This window comes from Pantoea sp. JK, from assembly GCF_026130245.1.
Classification (GTDB): Bacteria; Pseudomonadota; Gammaproteobacteria; order Enterobacterales; family Enterobacteriaceae; genus Pantoea; species Pantoea trifolii.
On sequence record NZ_JAINFN010000002.1, the window covers coordinates 190,131 to 215,743 of the forward strand.

The window sequence follows — 25,613 nt, forward strand, 5'->3', positions numbered from 1 at the left end:
TTGCGACATCGATCGGTGGCGAAAAGGGGCAGGGAAAGATGGCAGAAAAGGGCACGCAGGAGCTGACAAACCTGATGCAAATCAGGGCATTTAGTCAGGTGGTGGCACAAGGCAGTGTCTCGCGGGCGGCAGATGAATTATTTCGCACCCAGTCGGCCATTACCCGCGCCATTCGCGACCTGGAGCTCACCTTAGGCGTGACGCTGTTTGAACGTCACGCCGGTGGCATGATGCTGACTGACTTCGGCAAATGCGTGCTGCCGCGTGCGTTGCGGGCGATTGAAGAGCTGCATCAGGTGCCGCAGCGGCTGGCAAAATTGCAGGGACGCGGCGCACAGCGCAGCGATGCGGAACCGCTGTGGTTGTTTAACGTACGTCGGCTGCAAATTTTTATCACCCTGTGTCAGACGCGGCATATGCAGACGGTGGCGGCACGTCTCGGACTGAGCCAGCCAGCGGTGAGCGCCGCGCTGCGCGTGCTGGAAAACGGCGCGGGCATCGCGCTGCTGGAGCGCACGCCGCACGGCATGATGCCGTCGCTGGCCGGACGTGAAATAGAAGCCAACGTGCGGCGTGCGCTGAATGAATTGCGGCACATTCCGGCCGATATCGCTGCCCGCAGCGGGATACTCGAGGGAACGGTGCGCGTGGGCGCACTGCCGCTGGGACGCACGCGTATCCTGCCGCAGGCGATCGTGATGCTGACGGCGCGTTATCCGGGCGTGCGCGTGGTAACCAGTGAAAGCGCCTTTGGCGTGCTGGCCTCGGAGATGCGCTCCGGCGATATCGATTTTATCTTTGGCGCGCTGCGCCGCGATGAAGATGCGCTGGACGTCACGCGCGAGACGCTGTTCTCGGAACGCATGGTGCTGCTGGCGCGTCACGATCATCCATTAGTCGGGCGTGAGCTTTCTACCGAAGATCTGCGCGCTGCGCGTTGGGTGCTACCGCGTTCGGCCACGCCAGCGCGATATCTGCTGAATAACAGTTTTCAGGCGATGGGCATTCCGGCACCCGATCCGGTGGTGGAAACCGGCGATTTGGCGTTGGTGCGCGGCTTGCTGATGCAGTCGGATATGCTGGCGGCGGTCTCCGCGCACCAGCTGGAAGTGGAACTGGCGTCCGGCGCGCTGGTGGCGCTACCGGTGCCGTTACCGGATACCGATCGCGCCATCGGGCTGACGGTGCGGGCGGGCTGTCTGCACTCACCGGCAGCGGATGCGCTGATCCGCTGCCTGCGTGAAGTGTGCGGGCAGGATGAATAATCAGCCTGCGCGCGCCGCTTCCATCAACGCATAGCGGTAACCGCGAATACCGTAGCCGCAGATCACGCCCTGCGCGACATCGGAAAGATAGGAGTGGTGACGGAAGGGCTCACGCTTGTGCACGTTGGTGATGTGCACTTCCCACAACGGCAGCGCCACGCCAGTCACCGCATCACGGATCGCCACCGAGGTGTGCGTCCACGCCGCCGGGTTGATCACCAGCGCCTGCGCTTCAAGACGCGCCTGCTGAATCCACTCAATCATTTCACCTTCGTGGTTGGTCTGGCGAAACTCAATCGCTACGCCCAGCTCTTCCGCCGTTGCGCGGCACAGCGCTTCCACACTTTGCAGCGTGTCGGAGCCGTAGGTTTCTGGCTCACGGGTGCCCAGCAGATTGAGGTTCGGGCCGTTCAATACATAGATGGTTCTCATCGTGACTCCTGTAAATCAGTAAAACCAAACAGCCGTTGTGGCGTGTGCCAAAGCACCTGACGGCGACTGTTTTCATCGGGGATCAGCTGTTCGATCAGCAGCAGTTGCGTGCCCATATCCATGCGTTCAGTGGCGCGCAGGAAAGGCCAGTCCGATCCCCACATGCAATTTTCCGCGCCGAAAGCGTCCAGCAAGGCCAGCAGATAGGGATGTCCATCGCTGAAGGGATACGGCTGGCGGGAGAATTTCGCCAGCCCGGAAAGTTTCACGCTGGTGCGCGGCTGACCGGCCAGCGACAGCAGCGCCTGAAAGGCCGGCTGTGCTACGCCTGCGCTGACGTCTGGTCGGCCGGAGTGATCGATCAGCAGGCGCGTGCGGGTGCGTGACAGCAGCGGCATCAGCGCCATTAACTGATCGTTCTGCACCTGAATCTGGGCAAACAGATCCAGCTCCGCCAGCCTGCCCATCAGAGCATCAAGCTGGAGAAACGGCTCGGTGCCGAGCATCGCCACGTTCAGCGCAATGCCGACGATGCCCTGATCTTTTAGGCTGGCGAGCGTGTCGCTATCCACGTCTCGCGGCGTGACGGCAATGCCCTTGAAGCGTCCTTCGCCGCGCTTGAGGGTATCCAGCAGGCAGCGATTGTCGGTGTTATAGCCCGACGTCGGGCCGACAATCAGCGAGTGGCGGATGTTGTAGGCCTGCATCACGGCGCGATAGTAATCCGGCGTCGCCAGCTCGTGTCCGTCCGGGTTATAGGCACTTTCAGGCGCCCAGGGGAAGTTTACTGGATCAAAAACGTGGTGATGGCAGTCGATAACCGGTTGCGTAAACATCACTCTTTTTTCCCCGCTACCGAGTAGAGCACCTGCTGATTGCGCGTCTGCTGGAATTGTTCCAGCGTTTCGCCGCGCATCGCCGAGTAGATATGCAGGTTAGACACGCCCACCACCGCACCCAGTTTTTCCAGCAGGAAGAAGCTGACGCCGTAATGGATCATGCCGCGCCAGTCGAGCTGGGTAATCAGCGTTTGCTCTTCAGCGGTCAGTCCGGCTTCCTGATACAGCGCCTGCGGAGCTTCGCGGAAACGCTTACGCCACTCTGGCTGAATCATGCGGTGCAGGAAGCGGTTGATGCGCAGCGCTTTCAGGCTGCGCGCCTGGGTGAACGGATAGGTGCCGGGCAGTTTTTCCACGCCGCTCATTTGCAGGTTGATCTTGTCACGCTGACGCTGATGCACATCAACTGGCGCTTCACGAGACTGGTTTTCGAGGATCAGCGTGGCGATACCGGTCATCGAAGGCAGATAGTAATCCTGATGCAGTTTCTCGACGTTGGCCGACAGCGCGCCGCGCATGATCAACCACATAATCACTTCCGCACCTTCCAGGCCGCCGAGCGTGGCGTATTCCGCCAGAGTGATTTCGGTCAGGCGCTCGGGATCGTTGATCAGCAGATCGATAAACTGCGCATCCCATTCGGGATTGTTAAAGCCGCAGCGCTCACCGTGAACCTGATGTGAAACGCCGCCGGTCGCCACCACCGCGACTTTCAGATCTTCCGGGAAACTCTCCACCGCGCGCTTCAGTGCCTGGCCGAGTTTATAGCAGCGACGCGCCGTCGGAATCGGAAACTGCAAAACGCCGACCGCCAGCGGAACCACCTGCATCGGCCAGCCGCCTTGCCACGGTGCCAGCGCCGACAGCGGCGAAAACAGGCCGTGATCCAGCGCTTTGTCCTGGAAGAATGACATATCGAACTCATCTGCCATCAGGCTGGCACCAATGTGCTGTGACAGCGCCGCATGGCCTTTTACCGGTGGCAGATCGCGCGGGCCGCCGCCTTCGTCCGCCACGGCATATTCGTCATCAATGCCCAGCACAAAGGCCGAATAGTGATCGAAAAAGAAGGAGGTGACGTGATCGTTAAACACGTACAGCAGCACGTCCGGTTTTTTCTCCTCCAGCCAGCGCTGCATCGGCGCAAAACCATCGAAAATCGGAGCCCATGCGCCTTCCTGCTGCTTGTTGTGATCAACCGCAAAGCCAATGGTGGGAGTATGAGAAACCGCTAAACCGCCTATGATTTTAGCCATAATTTTTTGACCTCTACTTCATCGATTATTGAGGGTACGCGACAGGGACGGCAGGTCATTAAGGTCGATGCCTTTAACCTGACGGGCCACCTGTGCAGGGTGATGTCGGGTGATGGAAAGTGCCGCTAAAACTGCCGGGAGCGACAAAACGATAAAAATGGCTGTTTGCCCAGGGAACACGCCGAGCAGCACGCCGCCCAGTGAAGAGCTGATAATGGCGCCGCTGCGACCAATGCCGTGCATCCAGCACACGCCGGTGGCACGCATTTCAGTGGGATAAAAGGCCGGAGAAAATGCCTGCAATCCGGTTTGCGCCCCGTTGATACAGACGCCAGCGAGGAACACCAGCAGCGCCAGCACATTCGGGCCAAAGCTCCAGATGCCCTGCGACACCAGGCAGAAGCTGCCCAGCAGATAGAACAGGGCGATAACGTATTTCGCTTTGAAACGGTCCATCAATCCGCCGACCATCAGGCCGCCAAAGGTGCCACCGAGCTGGAACAAGCCCGCGACAATCGCCGCGCGCTCCAGCGTTACGCCGCCAGAACGCAGGATGGTTGGCAGCCAGCCGTTCAGCAGGTAGATGACGAACAGACCCATGAAGTAGGTGAGCCACAACACCACCGTGCCGCCCGCATAGCCGCGGCTGAACAGCTGCAGCACCTGGGCTTTTTTCGGGATAATCGGCGCATTGAGCACAAAGGCGGTACCGGCGGAGAATTCGCCGCCGAGACGTTTGAGCACCGCAGCTATCTTGTCGCGACTGACTTTGCGCACCACCATGTACATCGCCGATTCCGGCAGCAGCCACAGCAGCAGTGGCAACATCAGCAACGGCAACAGGCCACCCAAACCCAGCACCGCTTGCCAGCCAAAGTGCGGCAGCATGCCGGCGGCGATGAATCCGCCCAATCCGGAACCGATATTAAACCCGCTGTACATCACGGTGATCATCAGGCTGCGGCGGCGTTCCGGCATGTATTCCGACACCAGCGTGACGCAGTTGGGCATCACCGCGCCGAGACCAAGGCCGGTGAGAAAACGTAACGCGCCCATTTCCAGCGGCGTACGGGCGAAGGCGCTCATCAGGCTGAAGCAGGCGAAGACGGCGATCGACAACAGCAGCACGCGCTTGCGGCCGAATTTGTCGGACCACGGACCGGCGATCAGCGCGCCAATCGCCACGCCGAACATCGCCGCGCCGAGAATCGGCCCCATTTCCGCGTGGCTGATGCCCCAGTCTTCAATTAGCGCGGGCGCAATGAAACCCATCGCTGCCGCGTCGTAGCCATCAAACATGATGATGATGAAACACAGGCTGAGGGTCAGCCACTGGTATCCGGTGATCGGGCGGGCGTCGATCCAGCCTTTTACATCGATAATGTCGTGATTGCTCATAGGATACGCTCTGATTTTTTTATTAATGACGTTATCGGGTTGAGATTTTATTCCGCCCTGACATGGGCCGGGGGCATCACTTTAACCCGATTGCAGGGGTAAGTTTTATAGTTTTTAGCTTTTAAAACAGCTTGTTGCATGTTTCAGCTTTCTTGCTTCCATTACCAAATTAGGGATGGCATGCGACTTTGTCTGCCATAAAATGGTTATGAAGGTATGAGTTTTGTTTATTTGGTGAGCTGTGTCGGAAAATTGAGAAAGCGTATGAAGCGAGAGAAATTGCAGATATTGGGCTGGAGAAAAGCCAAGTTCAGAGCAGATTAAGGGGGATGTTTAACAGGAAGGAAGATGGAAAGCAGCGGAGAGCCGTTTGCGGCGCTCTCCGCTATGGGGTATTACATGCGCTCGACGGTTTTGATGCCCAGCGTGTCCAGACCTTGCTTCAGCGTTTTCGCGGTTAACGCGGCCAGCTGCAAGCGGCTCTGACGGATGTTCTCGTCCTCGGCGGAGAGAATCGGGCAGTGTTCGTAGAAGCCAGAGAACTGGCCGGCCAGATCGTACAGGTAAGCACACATCACGTGTGGCGTACCGTCGCGAGCGACCTGCGTAATCACTTCTTCGAACTGCAGCAGACGCGTAGCCAGCTGCGCTTCACGCTCTTCGGTCAGCACGATGTCACCGCTCAGGCTATCGGCATCAATACCGGCTTTGCGGAACACCGACAGCACGCGCGTGTAGGCGTATTGCATGTAAGGCGCGGTGTTACCTTCGAATGCCAGCATGTTGTCCCAGTCGAAGATGTAATCGGTGGTGCGGCTTTTTGACAGGTCAGCGTATTTTACTGCGCCGATACCCACCACTTCCGACAGATCTTTCAGCTCTTGCGCTGACATCTCTGGATTCTTCTCGCTGACCAATGCATGCGCGCGTTCGACGGCTTCATCCAGCAAATCGGCGAGGCGAATCGTGCCGCCGCTGCGGGTTTTGAATGGACGACCATCTTTGCCCAGCATCATGCCGAACGCGTGATGCTCAAGCGGTACCGATTCCGGCACGTAACCGGCTTTACGCACGATGGTCCACGCCTGCTGCAGATGCTGATGCTGACGGGAATCGATGTAATAGAGCACACGATCGGCATGCAGGGTTTCGAAGCGGTATTTGGCGCAGGCGATGTCGGTGGTGGTGTAGAGATAGCCGCCATCTTTCTTCTGAATGATCACGCCCATCGGTTCGCCTTCCTTGTTTTTGAACTCATCAAGGAAAACTACCGTGGCGCCTTCGCTGGTCACCGCCAACCCTTTTTCACGCAGGTCGGCGACGATGCCCGGCAGCATGTCGTTGTACAGGCTTTCACCCATCACATCGTTGCGCGTCAGCGTCACGTTCAGGCGGTCATAGACCAGTTGGTTCTGGCTCATGGTGATATCGACCAGCTTCTTCCACATGCTGCGGCAATATTCATCGCCACCTTGCAGTTTCACCACGTAGTTACGTGCGCGTTCAGCGAAAGCTTCGTCGGCATCATAGGTCACTTTGGCTTCGCGGTAGAAGGCTTCCAGGTCAGCCAGCGCAATCTCTTCGTGGTGTTCGTTCTGCTGCTTTTCCAGATAGGCAATCAGCATACCGAACTGCGTGCCCCAGTCGCCGACGTGGTTGGCGCGGATGACTTTGTGGCCGAGGAACTCCAGCGTACGCACTGCGGCATCACCAATGATGGTGGAGCGAACGTGACCGACATGCATCTGCTTCGCCACGTTGGGCGCGGAGTAATCCACCACGATAGTTTGCGGCGCGACACTGCTCACACCGAGGCGCGGCAGCTGCAGCGCCTGTGCGGTTTGCGCCGCCAGCCATGCACGATCGAGGAAGATATTGATAAAGCCGGGACCGGCGATTTCGACTTTGCTGGCGATGCCGTTAAGATCCAGATGCTGAATTACCTGCTCAGCCAGTTGTCGCGGTGCCTGACCGAGCTTTTTCGCCACGGCCATCATACCGTTTGCCTGGTAATCACCGAACTGTACCTTCGCAGACTGACGAACCTGAGGTTCGCAATCGGCAGGCGCACCCGCCGCAATCATTGCCTGACTGACTTTGTCGGAAAGAAGAGCCTGAATATTCACCGCGTTACCTTCATATGCTGAAAAGGCCCGCCTGTAGGCGGCGAGCCGATGTCGTCATCCCGCAACTGCGCGGCGGGACGGAAAAATAAGAGGGGAAGTATACGTGAAATGTTAAAGTGAGTCAGCTATTCGGTATTGAGTGAGACGTACATCGGACCCTCAGCGCCGATTAACGGCGCCGTGGGTGACGACGAGGATTTTTAACGCTTTTGTCTTCACGCACCTTCCAATGGCGGGAAATTGCAAATCCCATTAATGCAATCAGGACCGCGACAACAATGAGCATAGACATAAGGCCGTTCCTTGTAGTTGTGAAACACAAATTTATAAGAAAGGGTATCAGGCTGCAATTGTTTGCAACTTAAATAAGAGTTATCTCATTGTATTAACTATCCTGAATAATAACAGAAGGTTAAGCCACTTTCATAAAGTAACTGCTGGACCTGTTTTGACGATAAATCCGAAATGAATGGTCTATTTATGCGGTTTTCAGCCTTTTTGACGCCTAAATCGGATGAATCCGACAATTTTGTCAAGCGGAATCAACGGCTAGCAAATTTCATATTGATTAGTAAACCTGAACTGAATTAGAGGTAAAACGTGATGCGGACCAACTTTCCTATGGAATTGGATGATTTAAAACAAGACCTGGCTCGTTTTGAGCACTCTTTGGCGCTGTTTGCTAAACGTTTAGGCATTAACCTGGCTGAACATGAAGCCGATCACGTCGCGGTGCGCTGCCACCAGTATGCGACGGCAGAACGATGGAAAACCGGACTGCTGCAAATCGGCACGCAGTTTTCTGAGGCCATGATCAATGGTCGCCCGATCTGCCTGTTCAAACTGCATCAGCCATTGAACCTCGCGGGCTGGCAAATCGATGTGATTGAACTGCCGTGGCCGGGTGAGAAACTGTATCGCCATGAAGGGTGGGAACACGTGGAGATTGTGCTGCGCGGTGAACCGGAAACGCTGGGTGTGCGCGCGATGGCGCTGCTCTCGGATGATGCGCTGACGCAGCCGGGCATCTCGTTCAAAACCAGCGCGCCTAAAGGTAAGAATGAGCGTTTGCCCAATCCGACACTGGCGGTGACGGATGGGCAAACCACCATCAAGTTTCATCCGTGGCGACTGGAAGAGATTGTCGCCAGCGAACAGGCTTAACGGCGCGCTGCTACTGCCTGCTGCAAACGCGCCACCGCCTGTTCCAGCGTGGCGCGCGTACAGCCAAAGTTGAAGCGCACGAAATTATTGTCGCCAAAATCGTGACCCGGTGAAAAACCGAGGCCGTGCTGTTCGAAGTAGTCCATTGGGCTGGCGACATCCAGTTTGCTGGCGTCGATCCAACCGAGATAAGTCGCTTCCGGCGCGGCCATCTGCAGTTCTGGCAGCGCATTGACCTGCGCCACCAGCCAGTCGCGATTAGCGCGCAGATAATCCAGCTGCGCCGCCAGCCACTCATCGCCATCGCGCCACGCCGCTTCGGCCGCCACCAGCGCCAGAATATCCACGCCAGGCACAATGCCTTCGCGCACGCGTTTGAAGCGCGCGCGCAACTCTGGATTGGGAATGATCGCCATCGAGGCGCCCAATCCGGCAATATTGAAGGTTTTCGATGGCGAGATCAGCGTGATGCTGCGCTGTGCGGCATCTTCACTTAATGCTGCAAACGGAATGTGTTGCGCGCCGGGTGACAGCAACAGATCGCAGTGGATTTCATCCGAGCAGACGATCAAATCATGCTGCTGCGCAAACGCCAGCTGGGCTTCCAGCTCGTCACGACGATAAACCGTGCCGCCTGGATTCTGCGGATTACACAGCATCAGCAGGCGCTCATTGCCCTGCATGGCGCTGGCATTGAGATCCATCACCCAGCGATCGTCCTGTAAACGCAGCGGTAAATGCACCTGCGCGCGATCGGCCAGTCTTGCTGCACCGCGAAACGGCGGATAAATCGGCGTTGGGGAAACCGTGGATTCGCCCGATTCCGTGAATGCGCGGACCGAAAGATTCAAACCGCACACCACGCCAGGCAACAACACAATCCAGTCCGGCTCAATCTGCCAGTTGTAGCGCTGCGCTAAACGGGAAAGGGTGATATCAATCAATCCGGTTGGCGTTGCGCCATAGCCAAAAACGCCGTGCTCAGCACGCTGTTTAATGGCCTCAATCACACTCGGCGGCGAACGGAAATCGCTGTCCGCTACCCAGAGCGGCAGCACATCGCGATCACCATATTTGTGCCATTTCAAACTATCGCTGTGACGACGGTCTATCCATTGATTAAAATCGAATGCCATAGTGCGAGTTCCACGTAAACTGTCCAATTAAGTAGACTAACTGAAGCATTCATCCCGAGCCAGAAGTCATGAGAAGGAGCATGGTATGACGAAACTGGAAATTTGTTGCTACGGCATCGACTGCGCAATGACTGCGCAGCTATCCGGTGCCGATCGCGTGGAGCTGTGCAGCGCACCGCGCGAAGGTGGGTTGACGCCTTCAGCCGGCGTGCTGGAAGCGGCACGACGTGAAATTTCGATCCCGGTACATCCTATCGTCCGTCCACGCGGCGGCGATTTCTGCTACACCAACTGTGAGTTTGAGTCGATGAAATCGGACGTGGCGCTCATGCGTGAACTCGGTTTCCCCGGCTTAGTGATTGGCATGCTGGATGAAGATGCGCATGTCGATATCGCTCGTATGCAGCAAATTATGACGCTGTGTGACGGCATGGACGTCACTTTCCATCGCGCCTTTGATTTATGCCACAGTCCAAAACGCTCACTTGAGGTGCTGGCTGATTTAGGCATCGCGCGTATCCTGACGTCTGGCCAGCAACAGAGCGCCGAAGCAGGAATTGCATTATTACGGGAACTAAATGAACACAGCACAGGTCCGATTATTATGGCCGGTGCGGGCGTCCGTTTGAGCAACATCCAGAAGTTCATCGACAGTGGATTGCAGGAAGTTCACAGCTCCGCCAGCCGTTTAGTCGCTTCGCCGATGCGCTACCGTAAAGCCGGTGTTTCAATGTGCTCCGAAGCGGAAACCGATGAATTCAGTCGCTATTGCGTTGATGGTGATGTGGTTGAAGCCATGAAAAGCATGACGCAGATGAGCGCCGTCCGGGTAGCCTGAATTCTCCCCGATTTTGCCGCGCAGCACGCCAGCTCAAATGACGTGATGTTTGCAAGTACCAACCCCAGTTCTTCTAACTGGGGTTCTTTTTATCTGCCATTCCTGCAGAGATAGCGTGATCGTGTAAATGATGCTTTGATTACTCTATGGTCTCGTACGGATAACCTTCATGAAATCCATCCCTTATACCGTTTTTTTGCTGCTTCTCCCTTACTGCGGTTTCGCGCTGGCGGTCAGCACGGCGTGTCCACCGATGAGCAAAAACATCACCAGCAGCAACAACTGGATCATGCTGGGTGGCGATGCCAAAGGCGCGGTGCGTCAGGTGGTGGCGGGCGAATTTGGCAAAGACGTGGACTCGCAAAAGCGCGTACTCGGCCAGTTTGATCAATGTGGCGATTTGATGGTGGCCGATATCTCCTACGACAAAAATGAAGGCAACGTCTTGCTGACGATGGAACAGCATATCGCCCGCGTACAGCGCGGCTGGGTGGCGGAATATGCCTACATGGTCAAAGTGATCAAAGCGGGGCAGGAGGAAGTGGTTGATAACCGTCAGGGCACCATCAGCTGGCAAATCGGCCAGCACGGCAACATCGTCAGCTCATCCGATAAATTCACCAGCATGGGCAAAGATGGCTTTACCGATACCACTTACCGCTATGACAAACAGTTCAGAGTAGAAAAAAGCGTGGCGCGCGGCAGCGACAGCATGACCAACGGCGAAAGCAGCTGGCGCTGGAATCCACAAGGATTGGTGACTTCATCCAGCAGCGCGCGCAGCAAAGATACTTACAGCTACGATAACCAGTGGCGGGAACTGCGCCTGAACGGCACATCGACCACGCCAGTCAGTACGATACGCTCGGTGGATGAGTGCCAACTGTGGGATGAAGTGGGCAACTGTACGCTCAGTTATCTGCATGAAACCGAAGTATTCGCCAAAGGCACCATTGAACGCCATCTCAGCTCCGCTTATAAATACCAATACTGGAACGCACCCAGCGAAACAGCCGCACAAGATTAAAGCAAAGCGCACAAAACCCACATAAAGGCTGGAAACAAGGGCCGCGAAGTAAAGCTTCCGCCGCATGGATGCGGCGGCAGAGTCCACAGGGATGTGTCCACGACGCCTTTACGCAGCGGCCCTTGTTTTCAGCCTGAAACGCACCGGAGCAATAGAGATCATCGCATGACACTTATTCTATCTTTCCTCTTCGCCATCACCATTCTCACGCTCACGCCCGGTTTCGATACTGTACTAGTGCTGCGTTCCGCCGCCGCGCAAGGCTGGAAACGTGCATCGGCAACGGCGTTTGGCGTCACGCTGGGTTGCCTGGTGTGGGGAGTTGCGGTGGGGCTGGGATTGGGCGCGTTGCTGCTGGCTTCGGAAATGGCGTATAACATGCTGAAATGGATCGGTGCGGCCTATCTGCTCTATCTCGGCGTCAAATTACTCATTAACCCACGTACCCAAGCGGAAGAAGGTCAGCATGCGCAGAATAAAGAGCAAAGCTATGTTGCCTGCTTCACACGCGGGCTATTTGGCAACTTGTTAAACCCTAAAGTCGGCGTCTTCTACGTCACCTTCCTGCCGCAGTTCATCCCGGCGGGCGCATCGGTGCCGCTGTGGTGTACGCTGATGGCGCTCACACACATGGTGATTGGTTTGGTGTGGAATGCGGTGCTAATCGGCAGCAGCCAGTACTTTGCGACGCATTTACGCCGTCCGGCGGTGCTGAAAGTGATGGATCGCCTGACGGGCTGCGTCTTTATCGGCTTTGCCGCGAAGCTGGCGCTATCGCGGCGTTAAGCATTACGGCTTGCGCGCCACTAACACAGCACGCAACGGGGCGGGATAACCTTCAACGGTCTTACTGCTGTCATTCGGATCAAGGAACTCGGCCAGCGACTCGCTGGTCATCCAGCTGGTGCGACGCTGCTCTTCCACGGACGTCACCGCGTAATCTGCGATGCGCACATCGACAAATCCGCACTTCTCCAGCCAGCTCTTCAGCGCCGCCGCAGAAGGGATAAAGTACACATTACGCATCTGCGCATAACGCTCACCCGGCACCAACACCGCGTTCTCATCGCCTTCAATCACCAGCGTCTCTAGCACCAACTCACCGTCGCTGACTAACTGATTTTTCAGCTGCATCAGGTGATCAAGCGGCGAACGGCGGTGATAAAGCACGCCCATTGAAAACACGGTATCAAACGCTTGTAACGCCGGCAGTTGCTCAATGCCCAGCGGCAGCAAATGCGCCCGACGATCGTCGCCCAACAGCTTACGCACCGCTTCAAACTGGCACAAAAACAGCTGCATCGGATCGATGCCGACCACCAACTTCGCGCCCGCGCCAATCATGCGCCACATGTGATAACCGCTGCCGCAGCCGACATCCAAAACCGTGCGATGCTGCAACGGCGAAATGTGCGGCAACACGCGATCCCATTTCCAGTCGGAACGCCATTCGGTATCGATCTCGGTGCCGTACAGCGAATAGGGACCTTTGCGCCACGGCATCAAATTGCGCAGCAGATTCTCAATGCCCAGACGCTGACGATCGGTCAGATCCTCAACATCCGCACTCACGCTGTGCAACAAATCCAGCTTCTGCGGCGTCAGCAGCGGCAGATAATCAACGGACTTCTCCCAGTCGCGAAACTTACCGTGCAAATTCTCACGCTGCCATGCGGCAACTTGCGCCGGTAACACTTCCAACCAACTGGCCAGCGGGCCGGTGGCAATCTGCTGATAAAAACGGCCAAACTCAATCATTTCAACGCCACCAACGAACCAAAATTAAAGCACTGGAACCACAACTCCGCATGTTTGAAACCGGCGGTTTTCAGTCGCGCCTTATGCGCTTCGACGCTATCGGTCAGCATCACGTTCTCGAGCATGCTGCGTTTCTGGCTGATCTCCAGCTCGCTGTAACCGTTAGCGCGTTTGAAATCGTGATGCATGTTAAACAACAACTCGCCGACATCGGCATCTTCAAAGCTGAACTTCTCCGACAGCACCAGCGCGCCGCCCGGATTCAATCCATTAACGATCTTCTTCAGCAGCTCAAGACGGGCCGGCGGCTCAAGGAATTGCAGGGTAAAGTTCAGCACCACCAACGAGGCGTTCTCAATGTGGATATCCTGAATATCCGCTTCGATCACATGTACCGGCGTATCCGCGCGGAAAGCATCGATGTGGCGACGGCAACGCTCAACCATCGCCGGCGAATTATCTACAGCAATAATCTGGCAGCCAGGCACATGTATATTGCGGCGCACCGACAATGTGGCGGCACCCAGCGAACAGCCAAGATCGTAAACCTGGCTATTCGGCTGAACGAAGCGTTCTGCCAGCATGCCAATCATCGAAATGATGTTGGAATAACCCGGCACCGAGCGCTGAATCATATCGGGAAAAACTTCAGCTACGCGCTCGTCAAAGGTCCAGTCGCCCAGCTTATCGATGGGCGCGGAAAATAGCGTATCGCGATCAGACATAATGAAAGGTCCGGAGAGAAAACGGAAAGGGCGCTATTTTGGCAGAAACGCGGCCAGGCTGCACCCTTTGCGTTGCGTCTAAAACAGGCTCGATTGCTGCGGCCAGTCGGGCAGATCGCGTAACGATGGCTCCAGCTGCTGCAACTGTGGCCACAACGCCTGAATCAGCGGAAAAACCTCGCCCATATCCGGCGTATGAATAAACAGCATGGGATCGCTATCCAGCTGCCACGCGTGCAGCTTGCTGTGCCACGGCTGAAACAGCGGCACGCTCTCCGCCACGCTATCGCTACCAATGAAACGTACCATCGGTTGCGAACCGGTGCGCACCGCATGCGGCGGTACGCGCGGCTTTTTCGATCGCGCATCCACGGCGGCGGCGGTTTGTGAGGTTGAAGCATGCACCGGACGGCTATCTAAAATTACCCGATTAACGCCACGATCCAGTAAACCGCGATTCAGCGCGCGTTCGGCTTCACCTTTGGCAAAAAACGCCTGATGCCGCACCTCAACGCCATAGCGGAAATTGCGTGGCAAAATGTCGAGAAAGGACCATAAATCAACCAGCTGTGCCGGTGAAAACGCGGCGGGTAGCTGCAGCCAATATTGACCAATGCGTGTGCTCAGCGGATCGAGCAGGCGGAAAAACTCCGTCAGCAACTCATCGCAATCGCGCAGCGCCGCTTTATGGCTGATGCTATCGGGAAACTTAAAGCAGAAACGAAAATCGTCGTGCGTCATATCGCGCCAGCGCAGCACCACTTCCGGCTTTGGCAACGCATACAGCGTGGTATTGCCTTCGACACAACCAAACAGCTGCGCGTAGTCGGCTAAGGTCTCAATGCCGAACTGTTTCCATTGCGCGTGCTGCCATTGCGGTAATCCTATGCGAAGTGTCAACGCGAACTCCTGAATCCTTTAGGGGCGGGAAAGGGCGGCTTAATGTACCCTGTTTTGATGTCGGCAGGAAAAACAGCGCGATAAAGCATAATGTTTTGTCCGCTTTGATCGGGCTCCACTTATCCTGCCTGGGTTTTTCCATTATAATAGCCGCCTTTTTTGCGACAGCATCTCAGAAGGTTACGCGGCCTGATGTTGTCTGGCAGCAGCGGCGAAGTTAAAAGGATACGTTATGCGTACAGAATATTGCGGACAGCTCAATCTGTCTCACGTGGGTCAGCAAGTCACTCTCTGCGGCTGGGTAAATCGCCGTCGCGATCTGGGTAGCCTGATTTTTATCGATATGCGTGACCGTGAAGGTATCGCACAGGTGTTCTTCGATGCCGATCGTCAGGACGCTTTCCAGCTGGCATCTGAGCTGCGTAACGAATTCTGTATCCAGATCACCGGCACCGTGCGTGCACGTGACGAAAAGAATAAAAACAGCGACATGGCAACCGGCGAAGTCGAAGTGTTTGCTCATGAGCTCAACATCATCAACCGTGCTGAACCGCTGCCGCTGGACTCTAACCAGATGAACAGCGAAGAAGCGCGCCTGACCTATCGCTATCTGGACCTGCGTCGTCCGGAAATGGCGCAGCGTTTGAAAACCCGCGCTAAAATTACCAGCTTCGTGCGTCGCTTTATGGACGACCAGGGCTTCCTCGATATCGAAACGCCAATGCTGACCAAAGCTACGCCTGAAGGCGCGCGTGACTATCTGGTGCCAAGCCGTGTGCATAAAGGCAAATTCTACGCGCTGCCGCAGTCGCCACAGCTGTTCAAACAGCTGCTGATGATGTCGGGTTTTGACCGCTACTATCAGATCGTTAAGTGTTTCCGTGACGAGGATCTGCGTGCCGATCGTCAGCCAGAATTCACCCAGATCGACGTGGAAACCTCTTTCATGACCGCCGAGCAGGTGCGTGAAAAGATGGAACGTCTGATTCGTGAACTGTGGATCAACATCAAAGGCGTGGATCTCGGTGACTTCCCGCAGATGACCTTTGCGGAAGCGATGAACCGTTACGGTTCCGATAAGCCAGACCTGCGTAACCCGATGGAGCTGGTGGACGTTGCCGATCTGCTGAAAAACGTGGAGTTCCAGGTGTTTGCCGGTCCGGCCAACGATGCCAAAGGCCGCGTGGCGGCCCTGCGCGTACCGGGCGGCGCTGCGCTGACGCGTAAGCAAATCGATGAGTACGGCGAATTTGTCAAAATCTACGGCGCCAAGGGTCTGGCGTGGATGAAGATCAACGAACGCGCCAAAGGCTTCGAAGGCGTTCAAAGCCCGGTTGCCAAGTTCCTCAGCGCAGAAATCGTTGAAGACATTCTCGACCGCACGGGCGCACAAGATGGCGATCTGATCTTCTTCGGCGCGGACCGCGCTAAAGTGGTAGCAGATGCGCTGGGCGCGCTGCGTCTGAAGGTGGGCCGCGATCTGCAGATCACTGATGACAAAGCCTGGGCGCCATTGTGGGTAATCGACTTCCCCATGTTTGAGGAAGATGAAGAGGGCGGCCTGGCAGCGATGCACCATCCGTTCACGTCGCCGAAAGACCTGAGCGCAGAAGAGCTGGCAACCGATCCGGTACAAGCGGTGGCCAATGCCTACGATATGGTGATTAACGGCTACGAAGTGGGCGGCGGTTCCGTACGTATCCACAGCGGAAAAATGCAGCAGACGGTATTCAGTATTCTCGGTATCACCGAAGAAGAGCAGCGTGAGAAGTTTGGCTTCCTGCTCGACGCACTGAAATACGGTACGCCGCCGCACGCGGGCCTGGCGTTCGGTCTGGATCGTCTGACCATGCTGTTGACCGGCACCGATAACATCCGTGATGTGATCGCGTTCCCGAAAACCACCGCCGCAGCGTGCATGATGACCGAAGCCCCAAGCGAAGCCAATCCAGCTGCGTTGCTGGACCTCGGCATTCTGGTGGCGCCGAAGAAAGAAAAGACAGAGAACAAGTAATGGGCTTTAAACATCCGGTTTCGGTGCTGGTGGTGATTTTTGCCCGCGATACCGGCCGGGTGTTAATGCTGCAGCGACGTGATGACGACAGCTTCTGGCAATCGGTCACTGGCAGCCTGGAAGCGGGCGAAACCCCGCGCCAGGCGGCTCAGCGCGAAGTGTTAGAAGAACTTGCCATCGATATTGCGCACGAAAAGTTAGTGCTGGACGATTGCCACAAGCAAATCGAGTTTGAGATCTTCCCGCACTATCGCCATCGTTACGCACCGGGCACCACGCACAATCGCGAGCACTGGTTCAGATTGGCGATACCCGCAGAGCGCGAGCTGCTGCTCACCGAGCATCTCGCCGCGCGCTGGCTCGAACCCGCCGCTGCCGCAGCCCTCACCAAGTCCTGGAGTAACCGCCAGGCAATTGAAGAATTTATCTGAATGCTCGCCGCCGCGCGTTTTTCCCGTGGCGAATGCATTAAGTTTTATGAATCTGGTGTGTTTGATACCAACGCACCGAACAATATCGAACAGTCAGGCGTAATCGGCGCCGCGAGGTTGTTCACCGCCAGCGCACAGCAACCGGAGCGTACTTATGTACGTGAGGATTGCGAGCACTGCCGGGGGACAAGATCGCAAGTAAGATAGCCTGCACCCAGTAAAAGATCGGAGAGAATGTAAGATGGCTGGACACAGTAAATGGGCGAACACCAAGCACCGCAAGGCTGCTCAGGACGCTAAGCGCGGTAAAATCTTCACCAAAATCATTCGCGAGCTGGTCACCGCCGCGAAGCTGGGCGGTGGCGATGCGGGTTCTAACCCACGTCTGCGCGCAGCGATGGACAAAGCGCTGTCTAACAACATGACGCGCGACACCATGAACCGTGCTATCGCACGCGGCGTGGGCGGTGAAGATGATTCCAACATGGAAACCATCATTTATGAAGGTTACGGTCCGGGCGGCTCAGCAGTAATGATTGAGTGCCTGAGCGACAACCGTAACCGTACCGTGGGCGAAGTGCGCCATGCCTTCACCAAAACCGGTGGCAACCTCGGTACTGACGGTTCTGTTGCTTACCTGTTCAGCAAAAAGGGTGTTATCTCCTTCGCGCCAGGTCAGGACGAAGATGCAGTAATGGAAGCGGCGCTGGAAGCCGGTGCAGAAGACGTTGTGGCCTATGACGACGGCGCGATTGATGTCTTCACCGCATGGGAAGAGATGGGTGCAGTGCGTGATGCGCTGGAAGCGGGCGGTCTGAAAGCTGACTCGGCTGAAGTCTCGATGATCCCTTCCACCAAAGCCGAAATGGATGCCGAAACTGCGCCGAAACTGCTGCGCCTGATCGACATGCTGGAAGACTGTGACGACGTGCAGGAAGTTTACCATAACGGTGAAATCTCTGATGAGATCGCAGAAACGCTGTAATGGCGTTGCTTAAAACCCCACTCACCGGAGACGCGCTGTGGCGATAATTCTCGGGATCGATCCCGGCTCGCGCGTCACCGGTTACGGTGTTATCCGCCAAACCGGCCGCCAGCTTACCTATCTGGGCAGCGGCTGTATCCGCACCAGCGTCACCGATTTGCCGACGCGCCTCAAACTGATCTACGCAGGCGTTAGCGAAATCATCACGCAGTTCTCACCCGACTATTTCGCCATCGAGCAGGTGTTTATGGCGAAGAATGCGGACTCAGCGCTCAAGCTGGGCCAGGCGCGCGGTGCAGCGATTGTCGCGGCGGTGAATCATGATTTGCCGGTGTTTGAATATGCGGCGCGTCAGGTGAAGCAAACCGTCACCGGCACCGGCGGCGCAGAGAAAAGTCAGGTACAGCATATGGTGCGAACCTTGCTGAAACTGCCAGCCAATCCGCAAGCGGATGCCGCCGATGCGCTGGCCATCGCCATCACGCATTGCCATATGAGCCAAAATGCGGTGCGCATGAGTGACACCAAATTGGTGATGACGCGCGGGCGCATGCGATCGGGTTAGCAAACGCCAAGGCTGGATATTCATCCAGCCTTTTTTATGCTATAAACTCAGGCTTACTTACAGATTAAGGAACTGCTCAGGTGATTGGTCGTTTACGAGGCAACATTCTGGAAAAACAGCCGCCGCTGGTGTTGATTGAGGCGCATGGTGTCGGTTATGAAGTGCACATGCCAATGACCTGCTTTTACGAGCTGCCGGAGATCAATCAGGAAGCGATCATCTTCACTCAGTTCGTAGTGCGTGAAGATGCGCAGCTGCTGTTCGGTTTTAACAACAAGCAGGAACGCACGCTGTTCCGCGAGCTGGTCAAGGTGAATGGCGTTGGGCCTAAACTGGCGCTGGCGATTTTGTCGGGCATGTCAGCGCAGCAATTTGTGACTGCCGTTGAGCGACAAGAGATTGCCTCTCTGATCAAACTGCCGGGCGTGGGTAAAAAAACCGCTGAGCGTTTGATTGTGGAGATGAAAGATCGCTTTATCGGCATGCACGGCGATCTGTTTGGTGGTGATTCAACCTTTACGTTGACCACGCCTTCCGCCGCACAAGACAATAACGATGCTGAAGCCGAAGCGGTTTCAGCGCTGGTGGCTCTCGGCTATAAACCGCAGGAAGCCAGCCGGATGATCAGCAAAGTCGGTAAACCGGATGCGGATTGCGAAACCCTGATTCGTGAAGCCCTGCGCGCAGCTATTTGAGGTAAAGCATGATTGAAGCCGATCGCCTGATCTCGGGCAGTTCCTTTAACGAAGAAGAAACACTCGATCGTGCCATTCGTCCCAAGCTGCTGACAGAATATGTTGGTCAGCCGCAGGTGCGCGAGCAGATGGAGATTTTCATCCAGGCGGCGAAACTGCGTGGCGATGCCCTCGATCATCTGCTGATTTTCGGCCCGCCGGGATTGGGTAAAACCACGCTGGCTAATATTGTCGCCAACGAAATGGGCGTCAATCTGCGCACGACCTCCGGACCGGTGCTGGAAAAAGCCGGCGATCTGGCGGCGATGCTTACCAATCTTGAGCCGCATGATGTGCTGTTTATCGATGAGATCCATCGCCTGTCGCCGGTGGTTGAAGAAGTGCTGTATCCGGCGATGGAAGATTATCAACTGGATATCATGATCGGTGAAGGTCCCGCGGCGCGTTCGATTAAGCTCGATCTGCCGCCGTTTACCCTGATTGGCGCCACCACGCGCGCCGGTTCTTTAACCTCGCCACTGCGTGACCGCTTCGGCATCGTGCAGCGCCTTGAGTTCTACAACGTCCCCGATCTGCAGCACATCGTTGGCCGTAGCGCGGCCTGTCTTGGCCTGGCGTTGAGTGAAGAGGGCGCGTTAGAGATTGCACGTCGTGCGCGCGGTACGCCGCGTATCGCAAACCGCCTGCTGCGCCGCGTGCGTGACTTTGCGGAAGTGCGTGCCAACGGCAATCTGAGCGGCGAAGTGTCAGCCAGCGCGCTGGATATGCTTAACGTCGACAGCCAGGGTTTTGATTATATGGATCGCAAATTGCTGCTGGCGATTATCGATAAGTTCTCGGGTGGTCCGGTTGGCTTAGATAATCTGGCTGCGGCAATCGGCGAAGAGCGTGAAACTATCGAAGATGTGATTGAACCCTTCCTGATCCAGCAAGGATTCATTCAACGCACGCCACGCGGCCGAATGGCAACGCAGCATGCTTATAAACACTTTAGCATCAGTCGCGAAGAGTAACCGGCGTTATGCCGCCGGTTTTTTTGCCATGCTGATGATGAACAACACCGCGGCGCATAACACTACCGAAGGACCGGCTGGCGTATCATAGGTGGCGGAGAAGGTGAGTCCGCCGGTCACCGCGATAATACCGGCAATCACCGCAAAACCGGCCATCTGTTCCGGTGAGCGCGAGAAGCGACGTGCCGTCGCCGCCGGGATAATCAGCAGCGATGTAATGATCAAGGCACCCACAAACTTCATTGCCACGCCGATGGTTAATGCCGTCACCAGCATCAGCATCAAACGCGTGCGCTGAATGTTGACGCCATCGACCTGCGCCAGCTCCGGGCTGATGGTCATCGACAACAGTGAATTCCACTGCCACGCCATCACCGCCAGTACAATCGCCACGCCGCCGCCCATCATCCATAAGTCATCGGGCGTCACCGCCAGCAGATCGCCAAACAGATAAGCCATCAGGTCAACACGCACGCCTTGCATCAGACTGACAACCACTAGACCCAACGACAGCGCGCTGTGCGCCATAATACCGAGCAGAGTGTCGATGGCCAGATGCGGGCGACGCTCCAGCCATACTAATCCCAACGCCAGACACACGGTCACCAAAATCACCGCATAGTAGGGATTCACGTTAAGCAGCAAACCAAACGCCACACCCAGCAAGGATGCATGCGCAAGCGTATCGCCAAAGTAGGACATACGGCGCCAAACCACAAACGAGCCAAGTGGACCGGCTGCCAGCGCCAGCAAAACGCCGCCAAGCCAGCCAGGTAATAACAGTTCAATCATGACGGGCCATTTCCTTTGCGCAGAACAATGCGTCCCTGTAAATCGTGACGGTGATTATGATGATGACGATAAATCGCCAGCTGCTGCGCGCCGCGTGGGCCAAACATCGCAATAAATTCGGGATGTTGTGACACCGCTTCTGGCGTGCCGGAACAGCAGATGTGATGGTTGAGACACAACACTTCGTCGGTTTTCGCCATCACCAGATGCAGGTCGTGTGAAACCATCAGCACGCCACAGTTCAGTTCGCGGCGCAATTGATCGATCAAATCGTACAGCGCAACCTGGCCGTTGACGTCAACGCCTTGAGTTGGTTCATCGAGTACTAGCAACTGCGGCTCATTAAGCAATGCGCGCGCCAGCAGCACTCGCTGGGTTTCACCGCCGGAGAGTTTTTGCAGCGTCGCGTGCAGCAGATGTCCAGCCTGAACGCGCTTCAGCGCCGGCAAAATGGCATCGCGTTTGGTGCCACGGGACAAACGCATAAAGCGTTCTACGGTGATCGGTAATGTCGGGTCAATGTGCAATTTTTGCGGCACATAACCGATACGCAAATCAGTGGCACGCTTGACGCTGCCGCTGGTGGGTTTGAGCAGCCCCAGCACCGCGCGCACCAGCGTGGATTTGCCGGCGCCATTCGGGCCGAGCAGCGTGAGAATTTTTCCCGGCTCAAGTATAAGGCTAATGCCTGCAAGCACTGGACGCTGGGAGAATTTCACAGAAATGTTTTCAAGGGTAACAAGTGGCGGCATGTTATTTACGGGTTGCATTGAATTTCGAATGTTATAATATCACATTCCATCAACGGGTCACGATGGAATGACGTATTATGTTACACAATAAAAAGCGCCTTATTTTCACCCTTACTGCTGCGGCAATTGCCGCCACAAGCGCGTTACCCGCGCACTCTGCAGTTGTCGCTTCAATCAAACCTCTCGGATTTATCGCAGCGGCTATCGCAGATGGCATTACGCCGGTTGAAGTATTGCTGCCTGATGGCGCATCAGAGCATGATTATGCCTTACGTCCTTCCGATGTAAAACGTATTAAAAACGCAGACTTAGTTGTATGGACCGGGCCAGAAATGGAAGCCTTTCTAACGAAGTCCGCGGCCGAATTACCCGCCAATAAAAACCTCGAAATTGCCGCTTTGCCGGGTATAAAACCGCTTTTGATTAGCGGCGACGATGACGATGATGAACATGAGCACGGTCACGATCACGATCATGACTCAGAAAACCCCGAACACCAGGACGTGTCTCATGCGCATCATCACCACGGACAGTTTAATATGCACCTGTGGATGTCTCCTGACATGGCCTTACAAACTGCGGTTGCAATCCATGGAAAATTATTGGAACTTATGCCGCAAAGCAAAGCCAAACTTGACGCTAATCTGCAGGAATTTAAGGCAGAATTAGCCGATGCAGACAAACACATCGGCGCGCAACTCGCGCCTGTGCGGAACAAGGGTTATTTCGTTTTTCACGACGCTTACAGCTACTTTGAAAAACATTACGGTTTGTCGCCTTTAGGTCATTTTACCGTCAATCCTGAGATCCAGCCGGGCGCCCAGCGTTTACATCAAATACGAACACAGTTGGTTGAGCAGAAAGCCGTTTGCGTTTTCGCTGAACCACAATTCAGACCGGCCGTCATCGATGCCGTGTCCCGTGGAACTTCCGTGCGTAAAGGCACGTTAGATCCATTGGGAATGGACATCAGCTTATCCAAAGACAGCTACGTGAAATTCCTTTCACAGTTGTCGAGCCAGTATGCGAGCTGCCTGAATGGAGCATGAGGAATAGGTAAAAGTGCAGCAGATAGCCCGCTCTGTCGCCCTCGCATTTAATAATTTGCCGCGCCCCCACCGCGTTATGCTGGGTTCATTAACCGTTGTTACGTTGGCCGTCGCCGTATGGCGGCCTTACGTTTACCATCCGCGTGATGTTGCGCCCATCGTGAAAACCATCGCGTTGGATAAAGACGAACTGCGTACGCTGTTGCCCGAAGCCAGCGAGCCGATTGATCAGACGACGGAAGAGCCAGCGGACGATATTCCTGCTGACGACATCGATAAAGACGTTCCGGACAATCCCAACGTACATGATTACACCGTCTCTTCAGGCGATACGCTGAGCAGCGCGTTAAATCAATACGGTATTGAGATGGGCGACATCAATGCACTGGTCAGCAGCGATAAAGATTTGCGTAACATGCGCGTTGGTCAGCAGCTTAGCTGGACGCTGGATGCCGATGGTCAACTGCAAACCTTCAGCTGGGAAATCGATCGTCGTGAAACCCGTACTTATCAGCGCGCCGACAACGGCAGCTTTAAGATGCAGCAGGAGCTGCAAAAGGGTGAGTGGCGTAACAGCGTCTTGAAAGGTGAAGTGCGCGGTAGCTTTGCCGCCAGCGCGCAACGTGCGGGTTTGACCAGCGCAGAAACCAGCAACGTCATTAAAGCAATGCAGTGGCAAATGGACTTTCGCAAACTGCGGGCCGGTGATGATTTCAGTGTATTGATGTCACGTGAAATGCTCGATGGCAAAAGTGCTCAAAGCCAACTTCTGGGCGTGCGTTTACGCACCGGCGGCAAAGATTATTACGCTTTCCGCGCGGAAGACGGTAAGTTCTACGATCGCAACGCATCAGGTTTAGCGCGTGGCTTTATGCGTTTCCCAACGGTTAAGCAGTATCGTGTCTCTTCTAACTTCAATCCGCGTCGCCTTAACCCAGTAACCGGCCGCATTGCACCGCATAAAGGTGTCGACTTCGCGCTGCCGATTGGTACGCCCGTGTTAGCCGTGGGTGATGGTGAAGTGGTGATGGCGAAAAACGGCGGTGCTGCCGGAAATTACGTGGCAATTCGTCACGGTCGTCAGTACATGACGCGTTATATGCACTTGAGTAAAGCGCTGGTGAAACCAGGACAAAAAGTGAAACGCGGCGATCGTATTGCGCTTTCGGGTAACACCGGACGTTCAACCGGCCCGCATCTGCACTATGAAGTATGGATCAACAATCAGGCAGTGAATCCATTGACGGCAAAACTGCCGCGCATGGAAGGGCTGACGGGTAAAGATCGCAGCACTTACATGGCGCAAGTCAAAACCTGGTTGCCGCAGTTGACGTTGAAATAACGCATTATTGCGCGTAACACTAAAAAACCGACGGATTCTTCGTCGGTTTTTTGCTATCTGGCGCATGAAGATTGCAAAATTAACCATCGTCACTATTATTGACCGGTCATTGTCAGAGGCGAGTGCATGGAAACCCGAAAGAAAAATAACAGTGAGTTTATTCCCGTTTTTCAACGTTCTTTTTTAATGCCTAAATACTGGGGAAGTTGGTTGGCGATTGGTGCGCTGGCCGGCATGGCATTACTTCCGGCCAAAGTGCGCGATCCGATTCTGGGCGGATTGGGCAAGTTCGCCGGTAAACTGGCGAAAAGTGCGCGCCGCCGTGCGCTGATCAATCTCTATTATTGCCTGCCGGAATTGAGTGAAGCGCAGCGCGAAGAGATTGCTGATCGTATGTTTGCCACCGCACCGCAGGCGATGGCGATGATGGTTGAACTTGGATTGCGCAATCCCGAACATGTGCGTAAGCGTGTTGACTGGCACGGCCGGGAAATCATCGAGCAACTGCGGGCAAACAAAGAGAACGTTATTTTCCTTGTGCCGCATGGTTGGGGCGTGGATATTCCGGCGATGCTGCTGGCGTCTGAAGGCCAGATGATGGCGGCGATGTTCCACAATCAAAGTGATCCGTTAATGGATTATTTGTGGAATACCGTGCGACGCCGTTTTGGCGGCCGCATGCATGCGCGTAATGACGGCATTAAGCCGTTTATCGCATCGGTGCGTCAGGGTTATTACGGCTATTATCTGCCGGACCAGGATCACGGCCCGGAGCACAGCGAGTTTGTGGATTTCTTTGCCACTTATAAAGCAACTTTGCCGGCAGTCGGCCGCTTGATGAAAGTGTGCCGTGCACGGGTGGTGCCGCTGTTCCCGGTGTATAACAGCGAAACCCATCGTCTGGAAATCTATGTGCGTCCGCCTATGGATGACTTACTGGATGCCGATGACAATACGTTGGCGCGCCGCATGAATGAAGAAGTAGAGGTGTTTGTGCGCCCACATCCAGAACAGTACACCTGGATTTTGAAGCTGCTAAAAACGCGTAAGGAAGGTGATATTGAACCTTACGCGCGCAAAGATCTTTATCCACGTAAAAAATAATTAAGGG

Annotated in this window: 26 protein-coding genes; 14 read left to right on the forward strand and 12 right to left on the reverse strand. The window is 55.5% G+C overall.

All coding sequences use genetic code 11. From position 1 onward, the window contains the following. Window positions 1–38: 38 nt before the first annotated feature. Window positions 39–1,265, forward strand: coding sequence for a LysR family transcriptional regulator (locus PanJK_RS05360; protein WP_265297801.1), 1,227 nt, complete (start codon window positions 39–41; stop codon window positions 1,263–1,265). On the opposite strand, the gene aroQ is transcribed toward PanJK_RS05360, so the two are convergent. From aroQ to PanJK_RS05390, 6 genes are all read right to left on the reverse strand, one after another. Continuing rightward, complete coding sequence (gene aroQ, locus PanJK_RS05365) at window positions 1,266–1,697, reverse strand: type II 3-dehydroquinate dehydratase (protein ID WP_061718571.1); 432 nt, start codon at window positions 1,695–1,697, stop codon at window positions 1,266–1,268. Next, entirely contained in the window at window positions 1,694–2,533 is an 840-nt protein-coding gene (locus PanJK_RS05370; protein ID WP_265297806.1) for an amidohydrolase family protein, read from the reverse strand. The genes aroQ and PanJK_RS05370 overlap by 4 nt, the downstream gene beginning before the upstream one ends. Then, entirely contained in the window at window positions 2,533–3,792 is a 1,260-nt protein-coding gene (locus PanJK_RS05375) for a gallate dioxygenase (protein ID WP_265297808.1), read from the reverse strand. Before PanJK_RS05375 ends, PanJK_RS05370 begins: the two co-directional genes overlap by 1 nt. A gap of 18 nt (window positions 3,793–3,810) precedes the next feature. After that, entirely contained in the window at window positions 3,811–5,190 is a 1,380-nt protein-coding gene (locus tag PanJK_RS05380) for an MFS transporter (protein ID WP_061718574.1), read from the reverse strand. Window positions 5,191–5,585: 395 nt separating this feature from the next. Then, the gene (argS, locus tag PanJK_RS05385) at window positions 5,586–7,316 is read right to left on the reverse strand and encodes an arginine--tRNA ligase (RefSeq protein ID WP_256696633.1); all 1,731 of its coding nucleotides are present in this window, start codon (window positions 7,314–7,316) and stop codon (window positions 5,586–5,588) included. A gap of 169 nt (window positions 7,317–7,485) precedes the next feature. Then, entirely contained in the window at window positions 7,486–7,608 is a 123-nt protein-coding gene (locus PanJK_RS05390) for a hypothetical protein (RefSeq protein WP_007889544.1), read from the reverse strand. 311 nt (window positions 7,609–7,919) lie between these two features. Here PanJK_RS05390 and PanJK_RS05395 point away from each other — a divergent pair, with 311 nt between their 5' ends. After that, complete coding sequence (locus PanJK_RS05395) at window positions 7,920–8,480, forward strand: VOC family protein (RefSeq protein ID WP_265297821.1); 561 nt, start codon at window positions 7,920–7,922, stop codon at window positions 8,478–8,480. Here the strand turns inward: PanJK_RS05395 and PanJK_RS05400 are convergent. Then, window positions 8,477–9,616: a MalY/PatB family protein gene (locus PanJK_RS05400; protein WP_265297823.1), complete on the reverse strand. Its 1,140-nt coding sequence runs from the start codon at window positions 9,614–9,616 to the stop codon at window positions 8,477–8,479. The two genes, PanJK_RS05395 and PanJK_RS05400, sit on opposite strands and share 4 nt — an antisense overlap. Before the next feature lie 85 nt (window positions 9,617–9,701). On the opposite strand from PanJK_RS05400, the gene cutC reads away from it, so the two are divergent. The 3 genes from cutC to PanJK_RS05415 all read left to right on the forward strand — a co-directional run bounded on the left by cutC (window position 9,702) and on the right by PanJK_RS05415 (window position 12,267). Further along, window positions 9,702–10,454 carry a copper homeostasis protein CutC gene (gene cutC / locus PanJK_RS05405; RefSeq protein WP_265297826.1) on the forward strand — a complete coding sequence of 251 codons (753 nt, stop codon included), beginning with the start codon at window positions 9,702–9,704 and terminating at the stop codon, window positions 10,452–10,454. Window positions 10,455–10,623: 169 nt separating this feature from the next. Next, window positions 10,624–11,481 carry a hypothetical protein gene (locus PanJK_RS05410; protein ID WP_265297828.1) on the forward strand — a complete coding sequence of 286 codons (858 nt, stop codon included), beginning with the start codon at window positions 10,624–10,626 and terminating at the stop codon, window positions 11,479–11,481. Between the two features lie 165 nt (window positions 11,482–11,646). Beyond that, window positions 11,647–12,267 (forward strand): LysE family translocator, encoded by a 621-nt coding sequence (locus tag PanJK_RS05415; protein WP_265297830.1) that lies wholly within the window; start codon window positions 11,647–11,649, stop codon window positions 12,265–12,267. 3 nt (window positions 12,268–12,270) lie between these two features. Here PanJK_RS05415 and cmoB read toward each other — a convergent pair whose 3' ends face one another. From cmoB to PanJK_RS05430, 3 genes are all read right to left on the reverse strand, one after another. Continuing rightward, complete coding sequence (cmoB, locus tag PanJK_RS05420; RefSeq protein ID WP_008110498.1) at window positions 12,271–13,239, reverse strand: tRNA 5-methoxyuridine(34)/uridine 5-oxyacetic acid(34) synthase CmoB; 969 nt, start codon at window positions 13,237–13,239, stop codon at window positions 12,271–12,273. Further along, window positions 13,236–13,964, reverse strand: coding sequence for a carboxy-S-adenosyl-L-methionine synthase CmoA (cmoA, locus tag PanJK_RS05425; protein WP_265297834.1), 729 nt, complete (start codon window positions 13,962–13,964; stop codon window positions 13,236–13,238). The genes cmoB and cmoA overlap by 4 nt, the downstream gene beginning before the upstream one ends. A 78-nt stretch (window positions 13,965–14,042) precedes the next feature. Further along, window positions 14,043–14,864, reverse strand: coding sequence for a DUF72 domain-containing protein (locus tag PanJK_RS05430; protein WP_265297836.1), 822 nt, complete (start codon window positions 14,862–14,864; stop codon window positions 14,043–14,045). Between the two features lie 232 nt (window positions 14,865–15,096). Here PanJK_RS05430 and aspS point away from each other — a divergent pair, with 232 nt between their 5' ends. From aspS to ruvB, 6 genes are all read left to right on the forward strand, one after another. Beyond that, on the forward strand, window positions 15,097–16,878 hold the full coding sequence (gene aspS / locus PanJK_RS05435) for an aspartate--tRNA ligase (protein WP_265297839.1): 1,782 nt from the start codon (window positions 15,097–15,099) through the stop codon (window positions 16,876–16,878). Next, a complete protein-coding gene (gene nudB, locus PanJK_RS05440; RefSeq protein WP_176971744.1) occupies window positions 16,878–17,309 on the forward strand; it encodes a dihydroneopterin triphosphate diphosphatase in 432 nt (143 codons plus the stop codon). Before aspS ends, nudB begins: the two co-directional genes overlap by 1 nt. A 241-nt stretch (window positions 17,310–17,550) precedes the next feature. Continuing rightward, a complete protein-coding gene (locus PanJK_RS05445) occupies window positions 17,551–18,294 on the forward strand; it encodes a YebC/PmpR family DNA-binding transcriptional regulator (RefSeq protein ID WP_008110488.1) in 744 nt (247 codons plus the stop codon). A gap of 37 nt (window positions 18,295–18,331) precedes the next feature. After that, on the forward strand, window positions 18,332–18,859 hold the full coding sequence (gene ruvC / locus PanJK_RS05450) for a crossover junction endodeoxyribonuclease RuvC (protein WP_256696625.1): 528 nt from the start codon (window positions 18,332–18,334) through the stop codon (window positions 18,857–18,859). Between the two features lie 80 nt (window positions 18,860–18,939). Then, window positions 18,940–19,554, forward strand: a complete 615-nt coding sequence (ruvA, locus tag PanJK_RS05455; protein ID WP_007889559.1) for a Holliday junction branch migration protein RuvA — start codon at window positions 18,940–18,942, stop codon at window positions 19,552–19,554. An 8-nt stretch (window positions 19,555–19,562) separates the two neighbouring features. After that, a complete protein-coding gene (gene ruvB, locus PanJK_RS05460; protein ID WP_265297848.1) occupies window positions 19,563–20,567 on the forward strand; it encodes a Holliday junction branch migration DNA helicase RuvB in 1,005 nt (334 codons plus the stop codon). Between the two features lie 6 nt (window positions 20,568–20,573). Here the strand turns inward: ruvB and znuB are convergent, their stop codons facing one another. Then, complete coding sequence (gene znuB, locus PanJK_RS05465; protein WP_061718584.1) at window positions 20,574–21,359, reverse strand: zinc ABC transporter permease subunit ZnuB; 786 nt, start codon at window positions 21,357–21,359, stop codon at window positions 20,574–20,576. After that, window positions 21,356–22,111: a zinc ABC transporter ATP-binding protein ZnuC gene (gene znuC / locus PanJK_RS05470; RefSeq protein WP_265297852.1), complete on the reverse strand. Its 756-nt coding sequence runs from the start codon at window positions 22,109–22,111 to the stop codon at window positions 21,356–21,358. The genes znuB and znuC overlap by 4 nt, the downstream gene beginning before the upstream one ends. Window positions 22,112–22,188: 77 nt before the next feature. Here znuC and znuA point away from each other — a divergent pair, with 77 nt between their 5' ends. The 3 genes from znuA to lpxM all read left to right on the forward strand — a co-directional run bounded on the left by znuA (window position 22,189) and on the right by lpxM (window position 25,606). Beyond that, on the forward strand, window positions 22,189–23,160 hold the full coding sequence (gene znuA, locus PanJK_RS05475; protein WP_265297853.1) for a zinc ABC transporter substrate-binding protein ZnuA: 972 nt from the start codon (window positions 22,189–22,191) through the stop codon (window positions 23,158–23,160). A gap of 13 nt (window positions 23,161–23,173) precedes the next feature. After that, window positions 23,174–24,502: a murein DD-endopeptidase MepM gene (gene mepM, locus PanJK_RS05480; RefSeq protein WP_265297855.1), complete on the forward strand. Its 1,329-nt coding sequence runs from the start codon at window positions 23,174–23,176 to the stop codon at window positions 24,500–24,502. Between the two features lie 126 nt (window positions 24,503–24,628). Beyond that, complete coding sequence (gene lpxM, locus PanJK_RS05485; protein WP_265297857.1) at window positions 24,629–25,606, forward strand: lauroyl-Kdo(2)-lipid IV(A) myristoyltransferase; 978 nt, start codon at window positions 24,629–24,631, stop codon at window positions 25,604–25,606. Window positions 25,607–25,613 lie beyond the last annotated feature (7 nt).